15 protein-coding genes are annotated in these 22,524 nt (G+C 70.7%); 10 read left to right on the top strand and 5 right to left on the bottom strand.

All coding sequences use genetic code 11. The annotated features are described in order from the left end of the window. Window positions 1–114 precede the first annotated feature (114 nt). Window positions 115–759: a class I SAM-dependent methyltransferase gene (locus tag AB8735_RS32735; protein WP_372411277.1), complete on the top strand. Its 645-nt coding sequence runs from the start codon at window positions 115–117 to the stop codon at window positions 757–759. A gap of 259 nt (window positions 760–1,018) precedes the next feature. Here AB8735_RS32735 and AB8735_RS32730 read toward each other — a convergent pair whose 3' ends face one another. Further along, window positions 1,019–2,158, bottom strand: a complete 1,140-nt coding sequence (locus tag AB8735_RS32730; RefSeq protein ID WP_372411276.1) for an alpha/beta hydrolase — start codon at window positions 2,156–2,158, stop codon at window positions 1,019–1,021. A 181-nt stretch (window positions 2,159–2,339) separates the two neighbouring features. On the opposite strand from AB8735_RS32730, the gene AB8735_RS32725 reads away from it, so the two are divergent. Both AB8735_RS32725 and AB8735_RS32720 read left to right on the top strand, forming a co-directional pair. Then, window positions 2,340–2,900: a GNAT family protein gene (locus AB8735_RS32725; protein ID WP_344027930.1), complete on the top strand. Its 561-nt coding sequence runs from the start codon at window positions 2,340–2,342 to the stop codon at window positions 2,898–2,900. Window positions 2,901–3,159: 259 nt separating this feature from the next. Continuing rightward, window positions 3,160–5,226, top strand: a complete 2,067-nt coding sequence (locus tag AB8735_RS32720) for a PIG-L family deacetylase (protein ID WP_372411275.1) — start codon at window positions 3,160–3,162, stop codon at window positions 5,224–5,226. Window positions 5,227–5,443: 217 nt separating this feature from the next. Here the strand turns inward: AB8735_RS32720 and AB8735_RS32715 are convergent, their stop codons facing one another. The 4 genes from AB8735_RS32715 to AB8735_RS32700 form a co-directional block, all read right to left on the bottom strand. Next, a complete protein-coding gene (locus tag AB8735_RS32715) occupies window positions 5,444–6,199 on the bottom strand; it encodes an alpha/beta fold hydrolase (protein ID WP_344027935.1) in 756 nt (251 codons plus the stop codon). A 107-nt stretch (window positions 6,200–6,306) separates the two neighbouring features. Further along, entirely contained in the window at window positions 6,307–7,974 is a 1,668-nt protein-coding gene (locus AB8735_RS32710; RefSeq protein WP_372411274.1) for a GMC oxidoreductase, read from the bottom strand. 170 nt (window positions 7,975–8,144) lie between these two features. Next, window positions 8,145–9,545 carry a condensation domain-containing protein gene (locus AB8735_RS32705; RefSeq protein ID WP_344027941.1) on the bottom strand — a complete coding sequence of 467 codons (1,401 nt, stop codon included), beginning with the start codon at window positions 9,543–9,545 and terminating at the stop codon, window positions 8,145–8,147. Between the two features lie 288 nt (window positions 9,546–9,833). Then, the gene (locus AB8735_RS32700; RefSeq protein ID WP_372411273.1) at window positions 9,834–12,617 is read right to left on the bottom strand and encodes a helix-turn-helix domain-containing protein; all 2,784 of its coding nucleotides are present in this window, start codon (window positions 12,615–12,617) and stop codon (window positions 9,834–9,836) included. A gap of 856 nt (window positions 12,618–13,473) precedes the next feature. On the opposite strand from AB8735_RS32700, the gene AB8735_RS32695 reads away from it, so the two are divergent. The 7 genes from AB8735_RS32695 to AB8735_RS32665 all read left to right on the top strand — a co-directional run bounded on the left by AB8735_RS32695 (window position 13,474) and on the right by AB8735_RS32665 (window position 22,349). Further along, window positions 13,474–13,722 (top strand): hypothetical protein, encoded by a 249-nt coding sequence (locus tag AB8735_RS32695; protein ID WP_372411272.1) that lies wholly within the window; start codon window positions 13,474–13,476, stop codon window positions 13,720–13,722. A gap of 449 nt (window positions 13,723–14,171) precedes the next feature. Next, complete coding sequence (locus AB8735_RS32690; protein WP_372411271.1) at window positions 14,172–15,740, top strand: AbfB domain-containing protein; 1,569 nt, start codon at window positions 14,172–14,174, stop codon at window positions 15,738–15,740. 38 nt (window positions 15,741–15,778) lie between these two features. Beyond that, window positions 15,779–16,297 carry an RICIN domain-containing protein gene (locus tag AB8735_RS32685; protein ID WP_372411270.1) on the top strand — a complete coding sequence of 173 codons (519 nt, stop codon included), beginning with the start codon at window positions 15,779–15,781 and terminating at the stop codon, window positions 16,295–16,297. Window positions 16,298–16,328: 31 nt separating this feature from the next. Beyond that, entirely contained in the window at window positions 16,329–16,895 is a 567-nt protein-coding gene (locus AB8735_RS32680; RefSeq protein WP_372411269.1) for an RICIN domain-containing protein, read from the top strand. Window positions 16,896–16,990: 95 nt separating this feature from the next. Further along, window positions 16,991–17,992, top strand: coding sequence for a hypothetical protein (locus AB8735_RS32675; RefSeq protein ID WP_372411268.1), 1,002 nt, complete (start codon window positions 16,991–16,993; stop codon window positions 17,990–17,992). Window positions 17,993–18,156: 164 nt separating this feature from the next. Next, window positions 18,157–22,128: a hypothetical protein gene (locus AB8735_RS32670; protein ID WP_372411267.1), complete on the top strand. Its 3,972-nt coding sequence runs from the start codon at window positions 18,157–18,159 to the stop codon at window positions 22,126–22,128. Beyond that, window positions 22,125–22,349, top strand: a complete 225-nt coding sequence (locus AB8735_RS32665; protein WP_372411265.1) for a hypothetical protein — start codon at window positions 22,125–22,127, stop codon at window positions 22,347–22,349. Before AB8735_RS32670 ends, AB8735_RS32665 begins: the two co-directional genes overlap by 4 nt. Window positions 22,350–22,524 lie beyond the last annotated feature (175 nt).

Raw genomic sequence — 22,524 nt, 5'->3', positions numbered from 1 at the left:
TCCGCGGCGCCTTGGCCCCGGCTTGCCGTAGCGGCAATGGTTTTTGCCCGGTGATCCGGAACGGCCCCAGCATGCCCCTCACCATCGGCACACGCACCGCCCGAGGACGGCCCCATGAACCACGAACGCCACTGCCCCGTGACCCGCGCCTTCTGGGAGGACTTCTACCGGCGCGACGGGCGCGTCTGGAGCGGCGAGCCCAATCCGCTCCTCGTCCGCGAGACGTCCGCGCTCCCCGCGGGCACGGCCCTGGACCTCGGCTGCGGCGAGGGCGCCGACGCGGTGTGGCTCGCGGGACGGGGGTGGCGGGTCACCGCCGTCGACGTCTCCCCCACCGCCCTCGGCCGCGCCGCCGCCCATGCGACGGCCTCCGGCGTCGCCGACCGCGTCGACTGGCGCCAGGAGGACCTGACCCGCTCCTTCCCCGGCGGGACGTACGACCTCGTCTCCACCCAATTCCTGCACTCCCCGGTGGAGTTGCCCACGGAACGCATCCTGCGGGCGGCGGCGGAGGCGGTGGCACCCCGGGGTGTGCTGCTGGTGGTGGGGCACGCGGGGCTGCCGCCGTGGGTGGACGTGAACCCGGCGATGCGCTTCCCGACGCCGGAGGACGTGCTGGACGCGGTGGGGGCGACGGCGTCGCCGGACTGGCGGGTGGTGGTGCGCGAGTCCGTACGACGCGAGGTGTCCGGTCCGGACGGGCGGTCCGGCCTCCGGACGGACCACGTCCTCAAGCTGCGACGGGTCGGGGGGCGGTAGGCCCTCGTCCCGCGCCCGGACACATGGCAGTGGCCCGACGCGGCCTCGGCCGGGGCGGCCTGGGCGGCGGCCGTGGCCGCGTACGCGCTGTCGTGCCTGCGCGGACGCCGTGGCGGGGAGGCCGTCGCCCCGCTGCACCGGGCCGGTGAACTCCACCGCGCGAGCGGCTCGTTGAGCAGGCCGCCGATCCTCGACCGTAGCGCGCGGGGCTCGCCCTCCGTCCCCGCCCACGCCGCCCGCAGGTCCCGGGCGCCCCGGATCACCGCACCGCCGCGTACGCCCCGAGCGCGATGCGCGCGAGGTTGCGCAGCGAGGCGGTGCCGGGGGCGAAGTATCCGGTGTGGCCGTGGGCGCCGTCCGAGGGCACGGGGCGGGCGCCGAACTCCGCCGAGGTGGGGTCCGTGCCGTGGCCGAGGCCGAAGAGCTCCACGTTCGGGACGTTGCCTATCCAGTCCGCGTCGTTGCGGCGGACCGCCCAGACCCGGGCCCGGGTGTCCAGTTCCTCCGCCGAGTCGGCGTGCACGCCGGGGCTGCCGAGCACGACGAGGTCGCGGGCGCGGAGTTCATGGGCGGCCAGCCCGCAGACGACCGAGCCGTAGCTGTGGCAGAGGACGGCGGGCGCGGCGGTGCCGGAGGCGGCCAGTCCGTCGAGGAAGCGTCCGAGGCGGGGGGCGCCGGCCTCGGCCAGCCGGCCGGTGGCCGCGTCGAGGCCGACGCCGACGGGGGTGGTGTAGCCCGCCCACGCGATGACGGCGGTGGGGGTTCGGGGGTCCTGGCGGCGCATCTCGGCCCGCAGCGACTTCGCCATGCCGGCCGGGGTGCCGTACGGGTCCCGGTCGCGGTCGAAGGAGGAGAGGTCGGTGTCGGAGCCGGGGACGACGACGGCGGTGCGCCGGGCGGCGGCGAGGTCCCCGTACACCTCGGCGAGCTGCCCGCGGCCGCGCGGGTCGAAGGCGAGGATCTGCCGGCCGGGCGCCAGCAGCTCGTCGTAGCGGCCGGCGAGGTCGCGGGCCTCCTCGCGCTCGTACCGGGGCAGCGACGCGTCGGCGGCCCGGGCCCGCTGCGCGGTGCGTTCGACGGTCAGCGCGCGCCGGTTGGCCTCGTACCGCAGGGCCGGCGGCACGCCGTCCAGGTTCCCGACGACCAGCGGGTGACGCGCCGCCAGCCGCTGCCGGGCGTCCTCGGGGAGGGCGGCGAAGAAGCGGGCGACCTCCGCCGGGGCGGCGGTGGCGGGGTCGGGCAGGGCCCGGTGCAGGGAGTGGTCCGCGCGCCAGGCCGCGGTGCCGGCGGGCGGGCCGGTGACGGCGGTCTGCTGGTGGGCGGTGGCCCATCCCGCCGTCCCCGTGACCACGGTGGTGATGAGCGCGGCGGCGGCCAGCGTGCGCTTGAAGCGGCGCATGGTTGGTCTCTCCCTCGTCCTGTGCGGTGACCGCCTGCTGCGGTGACGGGGAGGAACGTAGGAACGCGGTGGCCGGTGGGACGTCCCACCACGGGGCCAAACCGCGGGTCATACCGGGGTAGGGGGTGGGCCGGGCGGACGCCTGTTCGCCGCGGTCCGCCGGCCGCCCTAGGCTACGGGGATGATCATCGAACCCCGCACCGTCGCCCCCGGCGTCGCCCTGCGCCCCGCGGCCCTCGCGGACGCGGCCGCCCTGGCCGCGGCGTACGAGGCCAACCGCGACCACCTGCGTCCCTGGGAGCCCCGGGGACGCGACGCCTTCCGCACTCCGGAGGGACAGGCGGCCCGGCTGGCGGAACTGCTCGAACTACGGGACGCGGGGCGGATGATGCCCTGGGTGCTGGACGCCGGAGGCGAGGGCATCGCCGGCATCGTCAACCTCAACAACATGGTGCGGGGCGCCTTCCACAGCGCCCAGCTCGGCTACTGGGTGGCCGCCGCGCGCACCGGCCGGGGCCTGGCCACCGCCGCGGTGGAGGCGGTGTGCCAACTGGCCGGGGAGCGGCTGGGGCTGCACCGGATCGAGGCGGGGACGGTGACGTCCAACACGCCCTCCCAGCGCGTGCTGGAGAAGTGCGGGTTCGAGCGGATCGGGACCGCTCCGCGCTATCTGCACATCGACGGTGCCTGGCGGGACCACTACCTCTTTCAGAGGATTCTCAACGACAGCGCTCCACAGTGACCTCACGGCCTCGCACGCGTCCCACAAGCACCGTTGGCCCTCGCGTTGCCCGACCGCATCGCAATCTACGGCTCGCCGAGGCACGGCTGTTACATGACAGACGGAAAACCGCGCGCCACGAGTCGTAAGATCTTACGGTCAACTAAGGGGGGTTGAATCGGTTTTGTCCACCATGTCCGTGTTTGATCTACCGCGCTTCGGGCGCGGGAGATGGGAGACCCCTGTGCCGGGGCGAATATCACAGCTTCCACGCCGTCGGGTGCTCCAGGTCGCGTGCGCGGGCCTGGTCGCGGGGACCGGCACGGTCGGCGCCTGGCAGTGGCTGGCACCCGGGGAGGCCCACGGGGGGCACGCGCAGGAGTTCCCGGCACAGCCGGCGAAGGCGGTCACGAACCAGTCGTTCGTCCACGTCATCGCGCACCCGGACGACTCCCTGTACTTCATGAACCCGGAGCTGGAACAGTCGATCCGCAGCGGCGCCCCGACGATCACGGTATGTCTGACCGGAGGCGAGTCGGACGGCCGCAACGCGCTCGCCAACACGCCCGGTTACCCCAAACTTCCCGAGCGGCGGCCGGAGTTCGTCCGGGCGCGCATCAACGGCCTGCGCGAGGCGACGGCCCAGATGGCGACCGGCGACTGGCTGAGCCCGTGGAAGGTGGAGACGCTGAGCCTGCTGCCCGGCCTCCAGGTCGAGCTGCAGACGCTGAAGGCGGCGCCGCAGGTCCAACTGATCTTCATGGAGCTGGTGGAGGCGCGCTTCATCCGCGTCCCGCGCAGGGAGAGCCTGCGCGGGCTGTGGCTGGGCGCCACGCCGAAGCTGCCGACGCTCGTCCCGGCGCACAGCCCGGTCAAGCGCGGCTTCCTGTACACCCGGCAGCAGGTCATCGACTCCCTCGTGGCCGTCTTCGACCGCTACCGGCCCACGGTCGTGCGCACGCTGGACCCCAGCCCCACGCACCGGGCGGTCCAGCAGCAGTTCCCGGGCTCCCCGCCCGAATTGACCGGTATATCCCATTACGACCACCAAGACCACACCACCTCCGCCTACTTCGCCCAGGCCGCGCTCGCCGAGTACTGGGGCCGCGGGCACGCCCGCCCCACGGCGGTCGAGAGCTTCGTCGGCTACGAGGTCTCCCTCCTCCCCTCGAACCTCGACGCCGCCACGACCCGGCACAAGGTGAAGATCCTCGACACCTACGGCTGGGCCGACGGCAAGGACTGCGGCGACGCGGCGGGCTGCGGCGACCGCAAGGTCGGCAAGCGCTCCAAGGACGTCCGCTGGTCGAACAACTGCCGGCACCGGGCGCCGGGCACCCAGCGCTGGGTACAGCCGCTGCCCGACGGGCGGCTCGCGGCCTTCGGCCTCCTCGACGGCGCGGTGCACTGCTGGACGGAGACCCGGCCGGGCAGCGGCACCTGGTCCCGTCCGGCGAGTGTCGGCGGCTCGATGCTGGAGGGCCAGGTGCAGGTCCTGCGGCACCCCGACGGCACGCTCCAGCTGTTCTCCGTGCGCACCCAGCTGCCGGCGCGCGGCAAGGAGCACCGCCGGGACGTCGTCACCGCCCGGCAGACCGGCCGGACGCCCCGCGGCGGCACGCCCGCCTTCGGCGGCTGGGAGTCCCTCGGCTCCCCCGAGGCCGACCCGGAGCGGTCGATGGAGGTCGGCCACCCGCTGGCCGTCGCCGACAAGGACGGCAAGGTGTACGTCCTCGTCCGCGACTGGGCGGGCAACCTGCTGTTCCGCACCGGCGAGGGCGGCCGGGACTGGACCGACTGGGAGCGGCTGTCCGTCGAGGACGAGCCGGTGAGCGTGCTGGACGGGATGGACGCCGTCCTGGACGACAAGGGCCGCCTCCACGTCGTCGCCGCCGACACGAAGACCGTCCACCACTGGGTCTCCGAGTCCGAGGGCGAACCGCCCCAGCCGGCCGGCGCGACCCGGCTGCCCACCGCGAGCGGCCCGCTGTCGCTCGCCCCGCTCTCCGGCGGGGGCGTCCGGCTCGCCATGCGCCAGCCCGGCACGGCCCGGGTGATCGTCGCGGACCGTCCGGACAACGGGAAGTGGCGGGTGACGTCCGAGTGCGCGCCGATCGGCGGGTACGGGCGGGTGGCCCTGGCCCAGGACGGCCGGACCGTCGCCCTCGCCGCGCGGGACGACGCGGGGCGGGTCCGCGTCTCGAAGGGCTCCGGGCGGCCGGGGCCGTGGCAGGCGGGGGGTGTGCCGCACCGGTTCACGCCGGCGGTGGCGAAGGATGCGAAGGGGCGTGTTGTGGCGGTTGTGCTGGGGATGGACGGGGCGCCGGGGAGCGTGCGCGTTTCGTAGGGGTGGTTTTTGCCCCTGGCCCGCCCTTTCACCGTTTCTTCCGGGGCTCCGCCCCGGACCCCCTGAAGCGCCCTGCGGGCGCTGTCCTCAAGCGCCGGACGGGCTGAATTCAGCCCGTCCGGCGCTTGAGGACGAGCGGCGGAGCCGCGACAAACGGGGTCCGGGGCGGAGCCCCGGAAGAAACGGTGAAAGGGCGGGCCAGGGGCAAACCCCCGCGTCAGCACAAACGCCGCGCAACCTCCCCCACCACCGCCCCCTGATGCTGCGTCAGATAGAAGTGCCCCCCGGCATACACCCCGAGGTCGAAGGACCCCTCCGTATGCCGCCCCCACGCGGCGACGTCGTCCACCCCCACCTTGGGATCCGCGTCCCCCGCCAGCCCCACGACCGGGCATCGCAGCGCCGGCCCCGGCTCGTAGCGGTACGTCTCCGCCGCCCGGTAGTCGGCGCGGATGGCCGGAAGGATCATCCGCAGGATCTCCTCGTCCCCGAGCAGCTGCGCGTCCGTGCCGCTCAGCCGCTGCATCTCGCGGACGATGCCGTCGTCGTCCCGCTCGTGGACGTTCTCGGCGCGCACCACGGACGGGGCCCGGCGGGCGGAGGCGAAGAGGGCGGTCAGGACGATGTCCTTCTCCCGCTCCAGCCGCCGGGCCACCTCGAAGGCGAGTGTGGCGCCCATGCTGTGGCCGAAGAAGGCGAGCGGCCGGTCGGTCCAGGGCAGCAGGGCGGCGTACACCTGGTCGGCGAGGTCGGGGATGTTGTCGATGAGCGGCTCGCTGCGGCGGTCCTGGCGCCCGGGGTACTGGACGCTCAGGACGTCGACGCCTTCGGGCATCGCCTTGGCCATGGGGAAGAAGAAGCTGGCCGAGCCGCCCGCGTGCGGCAGGCAGACCAGCCGGACGCCGGCGTCCGGGCGCGGCTGGAACCGGCGTATCCACAGGCCGTTGTCGTCGGTGCCTCGGTTGTCGTTCACGAGCGGTGTTTCCTTCCCGATGGGGTCACCATGTCCGGTGACGGCGTGATCAGCCGTGCCCCGGGAAGCACCGCCTCACACGCGCGCCCCGCGCGATGCGGCGGGCATCACGTCCGTCCGGTCAGGACGTCCTGCCGCAGGACGCGTTCGACGTTGCGCTCGGCGAGGGCCGTGATGGTCACGAAGGGGTTGACGCCCAGCGATCCCGGGATCAGCGCGCCGTCGGTGACGTACAGCCCGCGGTACCCCTTCACCCTGCCGTAGTCGTCGGTGGCCCGGCCGAGGACGCAGCCGCCGAGCGGATGGTAGGTGAAGTCGTCGGCGAACGCCCGGGGTTCGGGGCCGAAGAGGTCGTAGCGGTAGTCGGTGCCGTTGGCCCGGTTCATCCGGTCGAAGAACGCCCGCGCCGAGCGGACTCCGGGCGCGCTCTGCCCGCGGTCCCAGCGCAGCCCCATCCGGCCCGTGCCCCGGTCGTAGGTGAACGTGCCGCGCTCGGGGTTGCGGGTGATCGCCAGATAGAGGCTGATCCAGGTCTCGATGCCCGCCGGCACGGGGGTGATCTCCGCGAAGACGGGGTGCCGCGGATCGTCCCAGGCGTCGATGCCGAGGACGGGGACGGTCGACTGGTGGCAGCCCGTGGGATGCACGGGCCGGTTGGCGCGGGCGGTCATCACATTGCCGTTGGGTCCCCAGCCCCGGCCGATCTCCCGGCCGAGCCGGGGCAGGGTGCCCGTCTCCCGCGCCCGCAGCAGCAGTTCGGTGGTGCCGAGGCTGCCGCCGCCGAGGAACAGGTGGCGGCAGGCGATCTCCTTGGTGCCGAGCGGCCGGCCGGACGCGTCCGACCGTTCGACGGTCACCACATAGCCGCCCGCGTGCGGACGGATCGCGACGGCCTTGTGCAGCGCGGCGATCGTGACGCGGCCGGTGCCGAGCGCGGCGGCGAGATAGGTCTTGTCCAGGGACATCCGGCCGTGGTTGTTGCCGTAGATCAGCTCGCCGGCCAGCGCGGACTTCGGGGCCTTCCCGGCCGCCTCGCGGCGCATGTGCCGGAAGTCGTAGATGTTGTCGAGGAAGACGGTCCCGTGCCCGGCCCGCCCCGCCTCCTCGCGCGCGACGCGGGAGTAGCGGTACCACTCGGTCCCCTCGAACCAGCCGCGGTCGACGCCGTTGACCCGGAGCCCGGCCCGGGCCCGGGGGAAGTACCGCCGGTACATCTCCTCCGCGTCCACCCGCGGCAGCATCTCGCGGAAGTAGGAGCGCCGGGGCGTCACCGCCATCCCGCCGTTGACCAGCGAGCCGCCGCCGACGCCCCGGCCCGCGTACACGGCCATCGGGCCGAAGTCGACGCGGTCCAGGATCCCCGCGTACGGCTCGACGGGCCGGTTGACCACGTCGAGCCAGAGGAACGACGCCATGGGCGCCGCGGTGCGCCGGCGGAACCAGGTGGACCGCCGGTCGGGGGTGAGCATCCCGCAGAAGACCTTGCCGTCCGGCCCCGGGCGCGTCCACAGCTGTCCCGTCTCCAGCATCAGCGTGCGGACCCCGGCCTCCGCGAGGCGCAGCGCCGTCACGGCGGCGCCGTAGCCGGTGCCGATGACGAGGGCGGGGACGTACGCGCCGTCGCGGACCCGGTCCGCAGGGTCCGCGACGTGCGCGGCATCCGCGGCGTCCGCGCGGGGAGCGGGTCCGACGACGGTCTCCCCGGCGAGCGCGGCCGCCCCGAGGGCGAGGGCGCCGAGCACCCGGCGGCGGGACGGGGGGTGGTGTGCCGACATGGTCTACCTGACCTCTCCGGGCCCCCAGGGGGTGGGACGATCTCCGGGGCCCGGCGGTCATGGAAACAGAAGTGACGGGCGGGGAGGCCGAGTTCACCCTTCACTTCCCCGGTTTCTCCCATATCGCTTGACGCGGCTCGGTCCGTTGCAGTAGCACGCCGGACGTCACATCAGAACGTCCCGTGGTGCGCCATGTTCTCCATCGTCCGCACCAGGGTGCGGCCGAGCGCGGCCTTGGTACGGCGGGCCTCGGCGGTGTCCGCGTAGATCGAGTTCATGTACAGCCCGGTGTCGTTGCGGTGGAACCAGAAGCAGATGCCGTTGGTCCGCGACGACCAGATGTGCTTGCGCGCCCGCCAGGCGGAGTGGTGCCGCGCTCCCGGCACCTTCCGGAAGTCCAGGTAGGAGAAGAAGTTCACCGCGAACGGCCAGGTGCGCAGGGAGAAGTGCTCCGGCGCCAGCAGGCTCCACGCCTTGACGAACGGCACGTCGACGTGGCGCCACATCTCGTCGAGCCCGGCCGAGACGCCGGCCATCGTCTCGTCGAGCCCCCGGCCCTCGCCGACGGGGAACTCGACGGGCAGGGTGTTGATGAACCAGCCCATGGTGTGCGCGTAGGCGCCGCGGCCGCGTTCGTTGACGGGCATCAGCCCGCGGTAGACGTCGGGCCCGCCCTCCTTCCGCAACGAGACCCCCACGGCGGCCAGCAGCCCCATGAACAGCCTGCCCTCCGCCTTGCGGCAGCGGGCCTCCAGCGCCTCGGTCCCGTCCGCGGACAGCAGCGGGTCCAGCTCGTTGACCGTGGGGTACAGACGGCCCGGTTCGAGCCCGAGGTCCAGCGGGAACGGCGGGAAGAAGTCGCCGTTGCGCTCCATGAACCCCTTCCAGTGGTCGAGTCGGCCGTCGTCGGCGTCCATCTCCCGGTAACGCCGCCGCTGTTCGCGGCTGTAGCCGAGGTAACTGCCCACCTCGGGCAGGTCGGGCCGCCGCCCGCGGGCCAGCGCCGCGTAGACGGTGGCGATGTCGTGCACGGCGATCGGCGTCGACAGGCCGTCGGAGACGAGGTGGTCGCAGGAGAAGAACACCGTCGTGGAGTCGTCCCTGACCACGGCGCCCATGCCGATCAGCGGCCAGGACAGCGTGTCGATCCCCCGGAAGAACTCGTGCAGGTACGACCGGATGCGCGCCGGGCTTTCGATGTGCCCCACCTCGGCGATGCTGAGCCCGACCGCGTCCGGGTCCAGGGGCCCGCAGGAGACGTCGCCGGCGAGCTCCCCGAAGGTGCAGCGCAGCACCTCGTGGCGGCGTACGACGTGCAGGAGCGCGGACTCCAGGGCGCGCAGGTCCACCTGCCCGGGGATCTCGAACGTCCCCGCCACGTAGGAGGAGAACGCGTCGTCCGTGTCCCGGGCGTCCCGGGCGACGGTGAAGTGCCGCACCTGGTTGTACGTGGTGGCCTCGCGCGGTGGCGGGACCGGCCCCGCCGGGCGGTTCGTCCTCGTGGAGACGAGGTTCCACACGAAGACGCGCCCCGGCGCGATCTCCGTTTCCTCGATCGGTACTTGAAACACCTTGGCCTTTCCTCCTGTTCGCCCACCGGCTCGTGCGCTGTTCGGAGCAACGAGCCGTACGCCGGGCGGAAACGGATCAACCCCCGGGGCATCCGCGGGAGTCCGTGGAGGGGGCCGGGTATGCGCGGCGCAAGGAACCGGACATTCCAGGAAGATCGGAGGGTGGACGTGAACGACGAGTGCGACCACGAGTGGGTGCTGTGGAGCGGGGCGAACCGGTGCCGCAAGTGCGGGACGACGCAGTGACGGCACAGTGACGTCCCGTACCGGGCCCCGGCCGTCGGCCGCCTAGTCGCAGGGGAAGGTCGGGTAGGGGCCGAGCGGCAGATCGCAGTACGAGGCCTCCAGTCCCCGCGCGTCCAGGTCCCACAACCGCCATTCGCCGGAGGCGTAGACGGCCGCGAGACCATCGTGCCGGGTGAATGCCAGGGCCAGGACCGGCTGCGGGACGCGCCGTCTGGCCGGGCCGCCGATCAGGGTGAGCGCCTTGCGCCGGGTGCGCACGTCCCAGGCTCCGACGGCGCCGTCCGCCCGGGCGCCGGCCAGCGTCCCGCCGTCGGGCGAGAACGCGAGCCGGGTGTAGCCGCGCGGGGAGTCCCCCGGGCGGATGTCCGTCGCGCGGCGCGCGACGGTGTCCCAGACCCTGATCGAGGGGGTGAAGAAGTCGCTGATGGCCAGCGTGCGGCCGTCGGGGGAGAACGCCATGGCCGCCCACGAGGAGGAGGCGCTGTCCTCCAGGGTGGCCAGCTCCCGGCGGCGGGCCACGTCCCAGAGCGCGACGCCGTGGCCGTGACCCGCCACGGCGAGGGTGCGGCCGTTGGGCGAGAACAGTGCCGCGTTCGAGCCGTGGGGCCCCTGGACGGTCGTGATCTCGCGCCGCGCGTTCACGTCCCACACATGGGCGAGCCGCCCGTCCACGGTCACGAGGGTCCGGCCGTCGGGCGACAGCGCCATGGGCCCGACGGAGGCGACCCGGGACAGGGTCGCCACGGTGCGCCGGGTGGCCGTGTCCCGGACCTCCACGGTGGCGATCCTCCGTACGGCCACGCTCCGTCCGTCGGCGGAGACGGCCCCGTCCCCTCTGTCGTAGCGGTCCAGCAGATCCCGGTCCGCGGCCAGCAGGGCCGGAAGCCGGCCGCCGTCGTCGAAGTCGGAGCTCTCGAAGGCCCGCATGTCCGGGATGCGGTGCCGCAGTTCGCCGTCGGCGGTGAGGAGCGCGCTGCGGGCCTGTACGGTCGGGTACGCGCGGTATGCCTCCACCGCCTGCTCCACCGCACGCTGCGGGTCACGTTCGACCATCGACTCCGCCTGGAGGGCGAACTCCCGTGACGCGACCAGACGTCGCTGCTTCTCCGAGGCCCTGTTCTGCCGGAGGGCGAGCCCGCCGGTGACCAGTGACAGGGCCAACAGCACCACGAGGCTCGCGACCAGCCAGCGCAGCCGCCGGGTCCGTCGCTGCTCCCGTTGCCGCTCCGCCGCCTCCTGCGCCGCCGCCCCGTCGAGGAATTCCCGGGCCAACTGGCCGAGAGCCGCCCGGCGTACGGGGTCCGCGGCCCATTCGCGGGCGACGGCCAGGCGCGTGCCCCGGTAGAGCAGGCCCGGGTCGCGGTCCTCGCGGGCCCAGGCCTCGGCGGCCTCCAAGAGCGCCTGGCGGGTGCGCAGTCCGGCGCGGTCCTCGTCGATCCACTCGCGCAGCCGGGGCCAGGCGCGCAGCAGCGCCTCGTGGGCGAGCTCGACATGGTCGGCGTCCAGCGTCACCAACCGTGCGTCGGCGAACGCGTCGAGGACCGCCACGGCGGTGCCCGGGTCGCCGGCGCGCTCCAGCAGCCTGTGACGTTCCATGCGGCGGCCCGTCTCGCCGGTCTCGTTGACCTGGACGAGGTGGAGCAGCAACTGCCGTGCCGCGGACTGCCGCTGGGGCGACAGGCCGGTGTACGCGCGTTCCGCGGTGGCGGCCACCGCGCCGGAGATACCGCCGGTGAGCTGGTAACCGGCCACGGTCAGGGCGCCGTTCTCGCGGTGCTGCCAGGTGGCCAGGAGGGCGTGCGAGAGCAGGGGCAGGATCCCCGGACGCAGCGGCGTCGCGGTGTCCCCGGCAGCGCCGGTGGTGTCGGTGGTCATCGCGGCGTCGCGGAGGAGGATCTCCACCAGCCCCGGCTCGATGGTGAGGCCCGCTTCCCGGGCGGGGCCGGTGATGGCCTCCCGCAGCTGCGCGAGGTTCATCGGCCCGAGCGGGAGATGGCCGTCCCGGAGCGCGGCGACCAGCTCGGGGTGGGCGAGGCACTGGCCGTAGAAGTCGGCCCGGACGCCCAGGACGACCGATGCGCCGCGCGTGGCCAGAGCATGCAGCGCCCGGACGAAAACGCGGCGTTCACGCGTGTCCCGGCAGAGGGTGAAGGTCTCCTCGAACTGGTCCACCACCAGGACCGGCCGGCCGGCCGCGTCGGCGAAGTCGGCGGCGGAGCGCCCGAGGGCCTGCGCGAGGACGTCGCGCGGCACGGCCGTGGCCCCGGCGAGCCGGGAGAGCAGGTGGGCGACGGGGTCCTCGCCCGGCGTCAGCAGCACGACCGGACCGGCCCCTTCGATGGGGAGGGCCCCGCGGACGAGGGCCGGCAGGAGCCCCGCTCTCAGCAGGGAGGACTTCCCGGCCCCCGAGGGGGCGACGACCAGCAGCGGCCCGGTCCCCCGGCTCTCGACCGTCCGGCCGACGAGGGCGGCGGTGGCACGGGCACGTCCGAAGAACCAGCGGGCGTCGTCCGGGCCGTAGGACGCCAACCCCCGGTAGGGGCACGTCTCGTCGGCCGGGCCGCCCCGGCCGTCGGGGGCGGCGAGCGCCTTCTCCAGCAGTCCACCGGTGTCCAGCGCCCGGTCGCAGGCCCGGGCGAGGGCGGGGGTCAGTGGTTTCTCGCCGTTCTCGACCTTGCTGAGGTGCCCCTTGCTGTAGAAGGCCGTCCGGGCCAGGGCCGCCAGCGACATGCCCCGCTCCCGCCGCAGCCGCCGCAACTCCCGTCCGGCGTCCTCGGGTTCGGCCGCCGGTTCCCCGCGCCCGGCTGAAGTCCGCCCGCCGACCATCAGGCCACTCCTCCCGGTGTGCGGGCCACTGTTCCACCTGGCGCACACGCGTTCAAGGGCGTCATACGGCCCTGGTAGGAGGGGGTTTCCCGGTTTCCCTCCGCCATGGGCGACGGAAAACCCCTCGACCGGACGGACGGCCCCACGGCACGCTGCTGTCGTCGGCCCTCCGCGGGCCGAGGCGGCGGCGCCCACTCGCGACGGGGGTGCGAGTGAACGCCGCCGGGCGCTCCGCCGGATGCGCGGCCGGTCGGCTGCGGGCCGGTCACGCCCACGCGGCGGAGCCGCACACCGAAACAGCCCCGCGCTCCCTTACGGGGGTGCGATACCGCACCGGACTTCCATGAGCCCGCTCAGCGGATCGGCCCTGGACAGCGGCCTCGACGATCGCGTACCGCATCCACCGAGGATCCGTTCCGCGTAGCTCCCGGCGAATCTCGCGGCCCCAGTCCGGATGCTGCGCTTCAACCTGGCCGCACAGCAGCCGGACTTGATCCTCGGAGAGCGCGTCCACGGCCGGCGACAGGCCGAGATCCGTGGGCGGCGTGACGGCCGACTGCTTCGGCGACGCAGCGCGCTGGGGCTCACCGGCTGACGAAGCCGCTACCGGTCGAGCGCACGCTGAGCGACGGCATCAACTACTCCGCCTACGAGATCACCGTCGCCGTCGCGCTCCCGACCATCGGCCATGTGCAGACTTCACCGACTGGGATCCGGAGAACGGCAGCCACCACCTGCCCATCATGCAGGCCGCCACCGCCCACTGCCCCTGACCCACATCCCACCCGGCGGCCAGAATCCGGCCGCCGGACCCAGCGTGGCCACCGCCCCACCTGCCTCAAGGAGCAAGAACGTCATGGGCGAAGACACCCTCTTCCGAACCCTCGACCTCATCGAGCCCGGCGACCTCGTCCGCTACCACGGCAGCCTCACCAACGCCCACGGCCTCTACCTCGCCCAGCCTTGCCCTTGCGAGGTCTGCAGCCTCCGGCTCCGGATCACCGCCACGGACGCCCGGTACGTACTTCTGGACCCGTGGGGCGAGGTCGCCAGCCAGCAGTGCGTGCGCCGGCAGTCCATCACCCACTCCACCACCTGCAACTGATCCAGACATCGAGCGGCCGGGCCCAGGCCCTCCACAGATACTGGACCGATTGGCTGTTACAGGACCATAGGTGACTCCCAGTCAAGGGAGTTGGTAAACAGCTGACCTGGCTGTTACCCGGAGGCAACAGCCAGGCCTCCCCACGGTCCCATTCACGCGCTGACCCCCTCTCCACTCAGACCCGAACGACCACTTAACCCCCATCCACCCCATTCGTCACACACAAACCCCATAGCAACTCCACACACTCTCTTTACAAGTAACTTGCCAAGTACATACAGTCATCGAGCCGTGCGCGCCGGACGCCGCACGCCTGGGGGGACTGTCAGCAGCCTGAGCTGAGGCTCCGTCATGTCCACACGCCCTGAGCGGACCCCAGCGAAGAGCACACCATGGGACGTCGGATCGTGACGCCGCCAAGTCCCATGCACCGCTGGAGGGAATAACAGTTGAGCACGAGACGTGTCGGTTTCGCGCGCCTGCACGGCGTCGTCAAAAGTAGCCTGGTGGTTACTTTCGCGGCAGCAGCCGTCGCCGGAGGCTTCACGCCCGGTGCTGCCGTTGCCGAACCGTTGAACGCGGCCGCCGCGGCGGACAGTATCGGAACGACCGAGCCCCAACGCATCGCTGCCGCAGGGCTGGTTGGGCTCGATCCGACTCCGGACGTACTTCTGCTCAGCGATTACAGCTTCATCCGCGCGCTGTGGCAGAAGGCCAATGGCGCAGGCGAGAAGCGGACCGCGGTGCGTACGGCGGCCGAGGAAGCCATGGCCAGCGATTCCGCCGAGGATCATGTGCGGTTCATCATCACGGGCATATTTGACGCGGACAAGCTTGATGCGAAGCGGGAGCAGGACCGGGCCGAGGCCGAGCGCGCAGCCCAGTTCGCCAAGTCCCAGGCGCTGCTTGCTGTCGGCATACCGAGCAGTCCGGAGCTTCTGGAGCTGAGCGATGACAACTTCATCCTTGCCATCGCGGAGCGCGCCGCCGGCCCCGAGGTGAGAGCCGCGGCCAGGCGGGCGCTGGCCGGGGACGCGTCTGTCCGGCGGGAGTTCATCGTCAATGGTGCCCGCGAGGCTCACCAGCGCGATCTGGCGAACAAGCTCAAGGAGTCGGAGGAGAAGGATCGTGCGGAAGCCGCGCGCCTTAGGGAACGGGGTGCCCGGACCAAAACGGCAGCACTCTTCGGAGTCGAAGCGACCGAGCCGATGCTTGCCTTGGGCGACGACAACTTTATCCGTGAACTCCTGAGACTCGCCCCCGGCGACCTGCACAACTCCCAGCTCTACACCGCTGCTCAACGAGCGGTCACGAGCTCCGACCCGGCGGGGTGGAAGACGTTCATCCTCATTGGAGCTGAGGAAGCGTACAAGAGGGACGACGCGGCACGCCTGGAAAAGTTGAATGAGGCCAACCGTCAGCTCGTACGGCAGATCCAGGGCGCGGCCGAGAGGGGCGGGGTACATCCGCAGCTGGTGGCCGCGGCCCGGAAGGTGCTGGCCGGCAGCCCTAAAGATGTCGCGAACTTCCTCGAGGAGGGCACTCAGCGCCGGTTGAAGCGTCAGTCCCTTCAGATGACCGACCCCAAGGCGTCCGGCTGGTACGCGCGGCAGTCGGGCGCTGATGGCGGGAAGGCGTTTGTCACGCCGGTCGACAGCCAGAGCCCCCGGCCCGATCGTGAGGATGCCACCTGGGTCATCGTGCCCTCCCTCGTGGGCCGGCCTGGATGTTTCTCCTTCGAGTCCGTGCGGAAGCCGGGTTCGTACCTGATGGCGGAGAAGGACCTCCGGGTGAAGATGGCCGGCGACGACCGCACCGCAGACTTCCGTAACCGGGCGACCTGGTGTGCACGCAAGGGTCTGACCGGGTCCGGGACGACGTCCTTCGTATGGGGAGAGAGGTCGGAGGAACGCTGGCTGCGGCACTTGTCGGGAGAACTCTTCGCGTCCCAGTACTACGACGCCCGGACCACAGGCCAAACGGCTTCATGGAAGATCGCTCCCCCGCTGGCCCCCTGACCTTCCCATCGGTTATTCCCGTGAACAGAACGGATCCCATGATGTCCCGGACCGTCCGAACCGTAGCGGCCATCGGTGCCGGTCTTGCCGCATTGTGCGGCGGCACCGCCACTGCACACGCAGATGCACCGTCGTACGTGAGACTCCAGGCAGAACACAGCTACAAGTGCCTCACCATCGACGGCGGTCGCATCGGCGACAACGCATATGCGGTTCAGTCGTCTTGCGACCGCAACCTGGACAACCAGCTTTTCGAGCTGAGGCCTGCTGGTTCAGGCGCCCTTCAGGTACGGGCCAAGCACAGCGGTAAATGTCTCACTATCGGTGGCGAGTACAAGGGGAACGCCGCGCAGCAGTGGTGTTTCGACAACGACAACCAACGATGGAAGGTGATGTTGGTCGAGGTGGAAGAGGGGCTCTACGAGCTGCGTCCAGTCAGTGACACCGCGTTCTGCCTCACCATCCCCAATCACAGTTACGACGACGGCGCGAAGTCCATGCTCCTCAGTTGCATTGGAGCGACTGACCAGCGCTGGCGTCTGCTGCCTGCTTCCTGACCGTCCGCTGTCGACAGAAATGGATTTCACCATGGCACGCATCGCCCGAGCCGCACTGGCCCTCAGCGCCGGCCTCGCCGCACTGGCCGCTGGCACAACCACCGCACACGCACGGGGAGCTGCAGCCCCCGCCCGTGCAGATCTGGCAGGGGTCGTCCAGATCCAGGCGGGGAGCAGCAACCAGTGTGTGGCTGTCACCACTGGCCCCAAGACGAGAAACGGAGAACGAGCACACCTGGATTACTGCGACACCGACAGCGAAGGCACCCTCTGGCGAGTGAACCCCACCGCCAACTCCGCTGTCGAGTTCCGCTCATGGAATGGCGATAAATGCCTTGAGGTAGAGAACAGTGGCAGCAAAGAGGGAGCCGCTGTCCAGGTTTGGGATTGCAATGGTGGTAAGCAGATGCGCTGGCAAGTCGATCTTGTGATCCCCAACCGCAATCTCTACCAGATACGTCCGACACACGCCCAGAACCGCTGCCTTGACGTGCCGAACAGCAATATTTCCCAGAGTATGCCGCTGTGGCAGTGGGCCTGCAACCAGAGCAAGGCCCAGCTGTGGCAGATCAAGCCGCTCGTCGGGTTCGCGTCTTGAGCCGCCAAGCATGGTCCGTACCGGTATTGACTTTAGGGCTTATGGTCGCAGGAACTGGTACGGGTGCGACCCCTGCCTGGGCCGGAGCCTCGAGCGTGGCTGCTGCTCCCTCGGACCAGCCGACCGACCAGGACGAGGTTATCGCCGCCACAGCGGCCGAGGACGCCCGGAACCGCGTACTCAAGATAGCCAAGTCATATCTGCCCGCCGAGATCCGGGTATCGGCATGGAACGCCTTGCGCAGCAGCCGGGGCGATGCGGCCATCAGCGAATGGCTGGCCCCCGGGGGCGGATTCGATGCCGCCAGGCAACGGGCTCTGGACACCCGGGCCCGGAACAAGTCGTTCTGTGAACGGGTGATGCGCACCCATATCGCGTCGCTCTACCCCGCAACACATGACGCGGCCGAGCGCGCTTTCAACGGCAGTGCGGCCGACCAAGCGGCGTTCGCCAGGAGCGGTTACGCCGAAGCGCAGAAGCGCGATCGCACGGCCAGGGAGACCGAGAAGCAGCACCAGCGCGAAGTGGCCGACAGCGAACGGGACTACGTGCGCGAGCTCGCCGAGCGCGATCCGGGTGAGCAGGTGCGGGTCGCGGCGCAATGGGCACTGCGGCCGGGGACCTCCGACGCGGACATCGAGGAGTTCTACGGCTACGGCTGGGCTGCCGGCGCGTCGTTGGACCTGGAGGGTTACCGCATGCGGGCCACGGAGGCCGAGGTGGCCCGGCACCGCACACTGTCCGTTCTGATCACGCGGGCCACAGCCGCGGAACAGGCCCTGAAGGGCGCCGTTGACGCTGCCAAGGCACGGGCCGAGGCCGAACGGGCCTGGCGGGACGTGGCCGACCATGCTGAGGCTTCACGGAGAGCATGGCTGGCCGAGCAGCAGAGGGCCGAAGCACAGGCGGACAACTGGCGGAAGATCGCCAGGCTTTCGGAGGAATCCGCAGACCAGCTTCGGAAGACTATCGGCCAGTCCGCAGCGGCTAACCAGGATTCCTGGGCCAAGGAACAGTCGGAGGCAGCCCAGTCGGCTGCCTTCTGGAAGGACATGTCCGACCGGGCCCAGGGCCATGAGAAGCGCGTGAAGAGCTGATCGCTCACTTTCCCGTCCGCTCTCTCCCTCATCCGATCCCCTGCCCACACACGGAGGGCAGGGGATCTTTTTTCCCTTTCCCCAAAGGAGATTCCATGGTGAGCAGATTCCGGCCACGGGCCGGAAGAATGCGCAGAAGTACGACAGGAACGCTGGGCAAAACCGTGTCCGCGGCGGTGGTCGTGGCACTGCTGGGCGGCTTTGTGGGGCCGGCGGCCGCCGTCGACGAGTCCTCAGTCGGAAGACGGGCCTCCGTCCTCCGGGCGCTGTCGTCCGTTCCGGCCACCGGGCCGGCGGCCCCTCCGAAACAGTCGCGGCTGGCCGCACTTATTGCGGACAGTGACCGGAAACTCGTCGAGGACATCGCCGAGTTGGCTGAGGAAGAGGAAGTCCGCGAGGCCGCGAAGAAGGCCCTGGCCAGCAGCGACCCCAACGCGATCCGGGAGTTCCTGGAACACGGCCAGGCCGAGGCCCACAAGCGCGCCCAGGAGAAGAAGGACGCCGCCGACGCCGAGAGCCGGCGCAAGATCGAGGCGATGCGCGGGACCGGCGGCCCGAACTTCGAGAAGGAGGTCGACCGGGTCCTCAAGGGTTCGGCGCGGGACCGGGCCGACTTCCTTGCGTTCGGCGCGGACATAGCCCGGCAGCGGGACAAGAAGACCGAGGACAACGAGAAGCAGCGGGCGGCGGAGAACCGCAAGCGGGTGGAAATGCTCGCCGCCGTCGGCGGACCCGAGGTCAAGAGGGCCGCCCAGGTGGCACTGGCGACCAACGACGACAAGGCAATCGCGGAGTTCCTGGCAAAGGGCTACCTCGAGGCCGCGCAGAAGGACGCCGACGCCCAGGCGGCCCACGAGAAGGCCGAGAAGGAAGCCCGCGAGGCCGCCGAGAAACTGCGCGAACTGGCGGAGAAAACCGCCCGCGCGGCCGAGGCCCGCACCAAACTGATCAACGCCCACGGCGACGCCGTCAAGGCACTCAAGATGGCGTCCAACGCCATGAATTCGGCCGCCGCTGCATCGCGCCAGGCCGACCGGATGCTCGCGGCAGACCGTGCCGGCAAGCGCCTGTCCGAATACGACCCGGTCAAGACCGAGGTCGCCCGCCAGGTCGAATACGCCGGCTGGGCGGCCAAGGCCGCCGACGTCGCGGCGCGGCAGGCCAAGACCCAGGCCGACGTCCTGGTCGAGACCGGGCTGACGCACGGCGTCGAGTGGGCCGAAGTCGCCGCAGGCATCAAGGAAGCGGCCGACGCGGCCCTCAAGGCGAGCGAGACCGCCCAGCACGCGGTCGACGCCACCGCCGCCGACGCCGCCGGCCTCAAGGCCAAGAACCAGGCCCAGTTGCACGAGCAGCAGGCCAAGCAGTGGCGCGCCAACGCCGAACAGCACTCCAAGGCAGCAGCCAAGCTGGCCGCGGCCGCCGACAAGCAGGCGAAGATCGCCGCGAACGCCGCCGGCCGGAGCAAGCAAGCCCGCATCGACGCCGAAAAGGCCGAGGCAGCCGCCTGGGACCACGCCCGCAAGACCCGCGAGGCACGCGTCGAAGCACAACGGCAGGCGAAGATCGCCGCCGAACAGCGCGCCATCGCCGAACACGAGCGCGCCCTCGCCGCCGAGGCCCGGGCCCGCGCCGAACGGGAACGGGACAACGCGGCGGAAGCAAAGGCACGCGCCGAGGCCGAAGCCCGTGATGCTGCGGCGAAGCGGGCGGATGCTCAGGCTGCCGCTGCTGATGCGGCTGAGAAGCGTTCCCGCGCAGCCGAGCAGGAATCCAACGCTGGCGCGGCAGAGGAATCAGCGCGCGGTGAAGAGGCCAAGGCCCGCGAGGCCCGGGACAAAGCGTATGAGGCGGAGCGAGCGCACAAAGCCGATGAGGCCAAGGCGCGGGCTGCTGACGCGATAGCGGCCTCTCTCAAGGGCACCGAGGACGCTGCGCAGGCCGAGGCCTATGCCACGGTCGCACATCTGGATGCCAAGAAGGCCGGTGAGGCAGCCGACCGGGCACGAAGTGCTGCCGATGAGGCCAGCGCAGCCGCGATGCGGTCACGGGCTGCCGCCACCGAGGCGGCGGGAGCTGCTGCCCGGGCACGAGCAGCAGCCTCGGAAGCCACCGCGCATGCCGCGCAGGCCAACGCCGCGGCGAACAAGGCCGAGGCCGCCGCGTCCGCCGCCAACGCCGCCGCGAACAAGGCCCAGTCGGAAGCCGCCGCCACCCACGCCGCAGCACAGCGTGCTAATTCCAAGGCGTCCGAGGCCACCGCCCAGGAAGCCCGCGCCGGCATCGCCGCCCACGAAGCCGCCCGCCTGGCCGGACTCGCCGCCGTCGAGGCCGGCCAGTCCTTGCAGGCGGCCAACCGCACCCGGGACGAGGCCGACGGAGCGGTCCGCGAAGCCGCCACCGCACGAGTCCAGGCCACCGTCGCCGTCCAGGCGTCCATGGCCGCCCGCTCCACCGCGGCCGGCATCGCCGACCCCGCCAACACCGCCATCCAGCTGACCGCCCCCTTCTCCGGCACCGACGTCGACGCCGACTTCGCCGCCGAAGTCGCCAAGGCCGCCCAGGAAATGGGCGAGAAGGAGGTCGCCACAGCCGAGGCCAGGGCCAACGAGGCGGACAAGGCCGCCGACGCTGCCGATGCCGCAGCGAAGCGCGCCAACGCCCAGGTCGCCCCGGCGTTCAAGGCCGCAGCCGACGCGGCACGGTCCTCGGCAAGCGCAGCCCGCTCGTCAGCCGCAGCGATGAAGTCCGCCGCCGAAGCCTCGGCGGAAGCCGTCAAGGCCAGAGCCGCCGCAACCCGTGCCAACCAGGCCGACTCCCAGGCCCAGGCCGACGCCAAGGACGCTCGCCAGGCTGCCAACCAGGCCTACGCGGACGCCGCAGCAGCGCGCCAGGCCGCAACTCAGGCCGAGGCCGAAGCAGAACGAGCCCGCGGTGCCGCCACCGAGGCCGAGAACCAGGCCGCTGCTGCCGTCAGCGCCGCTACCCAGGCGGAGAAAGAAGCTTCAGTCGCCCAGAGCGCCGCGACCCAGGCCGCGAAGGACGCTGAGGACGCCCGTAAACTCGCCGACTCCGCCGAGGCCCACGCCAAGTCGGCAGAAGACGCAGCCAAGAACGCAGACAAATATGCCCGCGAAGCCGACATAGCGGCCAAGAAGGCAGAGGCGGAAGAGCGCGCGGCGAAGCTCAAGGAGCTCGCAGAAGCCGCCAAGCGTTCCACCAACAGCGGCGCGCCTGAAGCGAGTTCCGAGGAAGAAGAGGCGCTCAAAGAGGCCGGCATCTCGCCCGACGAGTTCAAGGAGGATCAAGAACTCGCGGACAAGGACGTCTTCGACTACCTGAAAGAAAATGGCGCCCAGATCCTTGTGGACCTCTTCTACAAAGAGATCGAGGAGTGCATAGACACAGGCGACGTCCAAACCTGCATCACAGCCATACTGGAGAACCTTCCGGTCGCCAAACTGGCCAAGATCGGCTGGAAGACGATCCCCAAGCTATTTAAAACCGTTTGGGGTATCGACAAGTTCCTCGAAAAGACCGCCGCCGCAAGGAAGCGGATCAAGAAATACGAGGAAGCTCTGGAGAAGATCCGGAAGCGAATCCCCGACTGTGACGACAGATCTGATCGCGACAAGGACAAGCCCAAGAAGCTGAAGACGCTCAAGCGCGCTGGCTTCACGCCCACCCAGGGTGGACCGCGACCCCTGGCCTCCAGCCCTGCTATAGGCGTTAACGCGCACAATGCAGCGGCGGCAAACCCGCCGTCCATCCCGGCGTTTAATTGCGACGTCGGCAACGTCCGAGACGATATACTCGAAGAGACGAAGGCGACCGCGAAGAGCAATGTCGGCATTGTCTTCCATAAGCGGAAGTCGAGCCTCATCAGCAAGTACACGATCACCTTGGAGGACGCTATGGCGACCGGGTACAAATTCCTTGGCCCAGGTGCGCGCGACGTGAGCAAGGGCAGAGGAATCTTCCGGAGCGCCGACAATCGCAGCGGATTCCGCGTCGATCCGGATTCCCTTGTGGGAGGCCACTGGCCTGATGTACCGCATGTGCACTTCGAGATTTTCGACGAAGCAGGAAAGCCCTTGGCCAACAACCACGTGCCACTCTCATTGGGCAAAAAATGACGAGCATCAAACTGGAGCAACACGGGCGTATCCTGTCGGGATTTCACGAAGGACACTTTGTGAAACTCCATGACGATTCAGATGTCACGGGTGGGTATTATATCTTCCTCGTCAATGATCTATCTGAGCCGACGGACGGCGGCGATTACTGGGTAGAGGACTTCGCGGCACTCGAATCGTTCGTCGAATCATCCCAGTGGGTTATCGAGTGGCTCGAGTGAGCCGCAACCACCGTAGGTGATACGGCCTTGTGCCGTCAGGTGGCGTCTCTGCGGGCTCTTGCCCTTAGAGACGCCACCTGGCCCTATATTGCATCGCTTTAACGTAGAGCGCTCGATGTCGGCGAGCACCTCCAGCGCCAGTCATCACAGCCAGGCAACGGCCACAAATGCGACC

The sequence above is a fragment of the Streptomyces luteireticuli genome, assembly GCF_041519305.1.
GTDB classification, from domain to species: Bacteria; Actinomycetota; Actinomycetes; order Streptomycetales; family Streptomycetaceae; genus Streptomyces; species Streptomyces luteireticuli.
The sequence above is the reverse complement of the archived record's forward strand: the minus strand, read 5'-3'. Positions and strand labels throughout refer to the sequence as shown.